At 65.4% G+C, this 3,894-nt stretch carries 5 protein-coding genes; 2 read left to right on the forward strand and 3 right to left on the reverse strand.

Annotated elements, in window-relative coordinates; all coding sequences use genetic code 11:
- Positions 1-464: dienelactone hydrolase family protein (locus EOA24_RS29955; protein ID WP_189354353.1), on the reverse strand; the 464-nt coding region annotated here is incomplete at its 3' end.
- A 332-nt stretch (positions 465-796) separates the two neighbouring features.
- Here EOA24_RS29955 and EOA24_RS29960 point away from each other — a divergent pair.
- Positions 797-1,096, forward strand: coding sequence for a hypothetical protein (locus EOA24_RS29960; RefSeq protein ID WP_245466996.1), 300 nt, complete (start codon positions 797-799; stop codon positions 1,094-1,096).
- 16 nt (positions 1,097-1,112) lie between these two features.
- Positions 1,113-1,235: a hypothetical protein gene (locus tag EOA24_RS43980; RefSeq protein ID WP_281059508.1), complete on the forward strand. Its 123-nt coding sequence runs from the start codon at positions 1,113-1,115 to the stop codon at positions 1,233-1,235.
- A 16-nt stretch (positions 1,236-1,251) separates the two neighbouring features.
- Here EOA24_RS43980 and EOA24_RS29965 read toward each other — a convergent pair whose 3' ends face one another.
- Both EOA24_RS29965 and EOA24_RS42525 read right to left on the reverse strand, forming a co-directional pair.
- Complete coding sequence (locus tag EOA24_RS29965; protein ID WP_127410377.1) at positions 1,252-3,564, reverse strand: glucose/quinate/shikimate family membrane-bound PQQ-dependent dehydrogenase; 2,313 nt, start codon at positions 3,562-3,564, stop codon at positions 1,252-1,254.
- A gap of 138 nt (positions 3,565-3,702) precedes the next feature.
- The coding region (locus EOA24_RS42525; protein WP_210213617.1) for a hypothetical protein at positions 3,703-3,894 on the reverse strand (192 nt) is incomplete at its 5' end.

The raw sequence follows: 3,894 nt of genomic DNA on the forward strand, positions 1-3,894 counted from the left end.
GGGTCGAGCTTGGCGAACATGTCGCGCGCCTTATCCTCGTCGGACGGCGTGCCGCCAAGCGGCGACAGGAAATCCGGCGCCAACGCCACGAAATCTTCCAACGCCACGCGTCGGGCGACATCGCGGATATGCGGATTGAGGCCCCGGTTCTCATGGATGACGATGACCGTGCCGAGCTTGCCCGACTGGTCGGCCGGCTTGACCAGATGGGCTTTCATCTCGCCGCTCGAGCCCTGATAGGTGATGTCCTCGCCCTTAACGCGGCTGTCGTCCTCGGCGACGATCGCCGCCTGGGCGTAATTGGCAGCGAGCATCGGCGCGATCGCCGCTGCCGCGGCGCCCGAGCCCGCCAGCCTCGTCAGCTGCTCCATGAAGCGGCGCCGGTCGAGCGTCAGATGCGTGTATTCGTCATAGGCGTCGATCATCGCCTGAGTGATGACGGGCTTGGCAACGGGTTCTGTCATGGCTGTCCTCAACGAAGTGCATGTCGCCCAAAAATGCGCAGCGGTTTTGGGACAACGACATGCATCAGCAACAACCCAAAGCGCGACACGGGAATCCATTTTCGACATGGCGCGCTTCAGGCGGGTGATCCGCAAGATAGGGTCGAGAGCTGCAGGGTCCAGTCACGCCGGGGTGACGATCCTGCGAGGGATTCCTGGCGGAGCGGTGCGCCGGGGAGCCAGCTTAATTCATCACATTTTGGTCATTTCCGAAAGGCTTGATGGTGCTGTCACATTAGGAGGCGAAGTTGCCAGAGCCGCCTTGCCGATACGAATGACGAAAGGGGAATGCCATGAACGTCCAGGACATCATCAACACCGTTTCCTCGAAGGCCGGCCTCGATGAGCCGACCACCGAGAAGGTCGTCGGCACCATCTTCTCCGTGCTCGAGCACGAGGCGGAAGGCACCAGCGTTTCATCTTTCTTCGCCCAGATCCCCGGCGCCGACGCGCTAGCCCAGAAATATGACGTGATGGCCGCCGGCGCGGCGGCCAATTCGGGTGGCGGCCTCCTGTCGTCGCTGCAGGGCGCGCTTGGCGGCGTGCTCGGCGAAAAGGCCGGCGCGCTGATCAAACGGCATCGCGGCGCTTAAAGCGTCCGGCCTCGACATGGCGCAGATCCAACAGGCCGGCGAGACCTTGATCAAGCAGGCCGAAGCCGCCGCCGGCCCCGATCTCACCAACCAGGTGCTGGACCAGGTGCCCAGCCTGCGGGGCCATCTCGGGCTTTGAAGCCCGACGCGTCCCCTCACTTGGGCAGCGTGTAGGCCATCACATAGTCACCCGGCTTGGTGCCGACCGAGCCGTGGCCGCCGGCGACGATGACGACGAACTGGCGGCCGTCGGCCACCGTGTAGGTCATCGGCGGCGCCTGCCCGCCCGCCGGCAGCCTCGCCTGCCAGAGCTGCCTGCCGGTGGTGAGGTCGTAGGCGCGCAGATAGTCGTCGACCGCCGCGCCCAGGAAAGCGACTCCGCCCGCCGTGATCATCGGTCCGCCGATGCCAGGAACGCCGACCTTGAGCGGCAACGGCAGCGGCGTCATGTCATAGACGGTGCCGTTGCGGTGCTGGTAGGCGATGTTTCCGGTCTTCAGGTCGACGCCGGCGACATAGCCCCAGGGCGGCGCCTGGCAGGGGATGCCGAGCGGCGACAGGAACGGCCCCATCACCACCGCGTAAGGCGCGCCCTCGTTGCGGTTCAGCCCCTGCTCGCTGCCCTTGGTATCGCCCGGCGGCGGCACGTCCGCGCGCGGGATGAGCTTGGACGTGAACGCCAGGTAAGTCGGCATGCCGAACATCACCTGCCGCACCGGATCGACCGCGACGCCGCCCCAGTTGAAGACGCCGAAATTGCCGGGATAGATCAGCGAGCCCTGCAGCGAGGGCGGCGTGTAGCGCCCCTCATAGCGCAATTTCTTCAACTCGATCCGGCAGGCCAGCTGATCGAATAGGGTGATGCCCCACATGTCGGCCCCGGTCAGCGGCTTCGGATTGAAGGAAAGGTCGGAGGCCGGCTGTGTCGGCGAGGCATGAACGCCCTCGATCGCGCCGCCGGGCGCCGGCACGTCCTTGACCGGAATGATCGGCTCGCCCGTGCGCCGGTCGAGGACGTAGAGGTCGCCCTGCTTGGTCGGCTCGACCAGCGCCGGCACGATGCCGTTTGCCGTCGTGATATCGACCAGCGACGGCTGCGCCGGCACGTCCATGTCCCACAGATCGTGATGCACGGTCTGCCGCACCCACCGCAATTGCCCGGTGTTGAGATCGAGCGCGGTAATCGAGGAGGACAACTTCTCGACACTGGCGCTGCGGCCCATGCCGAGCTGGTCCGGCGTCTGGTTGCCGAGCGGCACGTAAAGCAGCCCGAGCTTCTCGTCGGCGCTGGCGGTCGACCACATGTTGGGCGAGTTGTGGGTGTAGGTCTGCCCGGCGGGCAGCGGCGTCGTCACATCCGGATTGCCGGAATCCCAGTTCCACAGCAGCGCGCCGGTGTCGACGTCGAAGGCACGGATGACGCCCGACGGCTCCTCGGTCGAGTAATTGTCGTTGACCGCGCCGCCGACGATGATCTTGCCGGCGACGATCAGCGGCGCCGAGGTCGAATAGTAATAGCCCGATTTCGGATAAGGCATATTGGCCATCAGGTTCAGCGTGCCGCCCTCGGCGAAGGACGGACACACCTGCCCATTGGCGACGTCGAGTGCGATCAGGCGAGCGTCCGACGTCGGCAGGTAGACCCGCTGCGCGCAGGGCTGGCCGGCGGCGATCTTGGCATCGGCATAGTAGGAGACGCCGCGGCAGGTCTGGTGCTGGCGGTTGTTGTCGAGCTTGATCTTGGGATCGTAGCGCCACTTTTCCTTGCCGCTCGCGGCATCGATGGCGATGGCGAAGTTGTGTGGCGTGCAGATGAAGAGCGCGTCGCCGACCTTCAGCGGCGTCACCTGATAGGTCGTTTCGCCGATATCGTCGGGGCCCTTCACGTCGCCGGTGCGGTAGGTCCAGGCCGGCTGCAACTTGGCGACATTGTCGGGCGTGATCTGGTCGAGCGGCGAATAGCGCTGGCCGAACGGCGTACGGCCGTAGAAGTGCCACTCGCCGGCCGGCATGTCGCCGCCGAGATTGGCCGCCGCCGCCACCTTTTCGGTGCCGAGCGTGCCGGCGATATCGTGCGGATCGGCGGTCATCGAATAACCGGCGACCGCCAACGAGGCGAGCACCGCCAGGATCAGTGGCGCGCGTCCGTCGGGACCGCGCAAGCCGCGCCTTGCCCATGGCGTCAAAAGCCACAGGGCGATGAGCACGATGACGCCGCCGCGCGGACCGAGCTGCCACCAGTCGAAGCCGATTTCCCACACCGCCCAGCACAAAGTGGCGAGCACGAACAGCGCGTAGAGCCAGAGCGAGGTCGACCTGCGACTGAACAGCAGCCAGGCGGTGATCAGGAAGACCAGGCCGGCGATCAGGTAGTACCAACTGCCGCCCAGCGCGACGAGCCAGATGCCGCCGCCGCCGAGAATGAGACCGATGAGGAAGAGGACGAGGGAGGTGATGGTGACAGCCAAGACGGTGCTCCTTCGACTGTTGCGCGCATCAAGCAATTCCAGGAAAAGCGTGAAGCGTCTTTCCGTCCGGAACTGCGTCAAACAAGATAGAGCAGCTTGCGGGGTGCGACAGGCCCCGCCCTGCCGGCAGCTTTCCCCTTACCCGCTCCGGCTGTCAAGTTGGTCCGGGACACGCGAAACTAGAACAAAACGTAGACAGTTCTGGTCTTTCGCTCCCGAATCACTACATTCGGGGGCGATGTCGGGCTTTTCCGAAGACATGCCTTTTTTCGATGAACCGAATGCGCGGCCGGCTGCGGCCCCGTCCGGCATAGCCGCGCGCGCCATGGC

This window comes from Mesorhizobium sp. M2A.F.Ca.ET.039.01.1.1, from assembly GCF_003998035.1.
In the GTDB taxonomy this organism is placed as follows: Bacteria; Pseudomonadota; Alphaproteobacteria; order Rhizobiales; family Rhizobiaceae; genus Mesorhizobium.

Coding starts and splice junctions, on each gene's coding strand:
- EOA24_RS43980 (WP_281059508.1), top strand. CDS start 1,113: ATGGCGCAGATCCAACAGGCCGGCGAGACCTTGATCAAGCAGGCCGAA.
- EOA24_RS29960 (WP_245466996.1), top strand. CDS start 797: ATGAACGTCCAGGACATCATCAACACCGTTTCCTCGAAGGCCGGCCTC.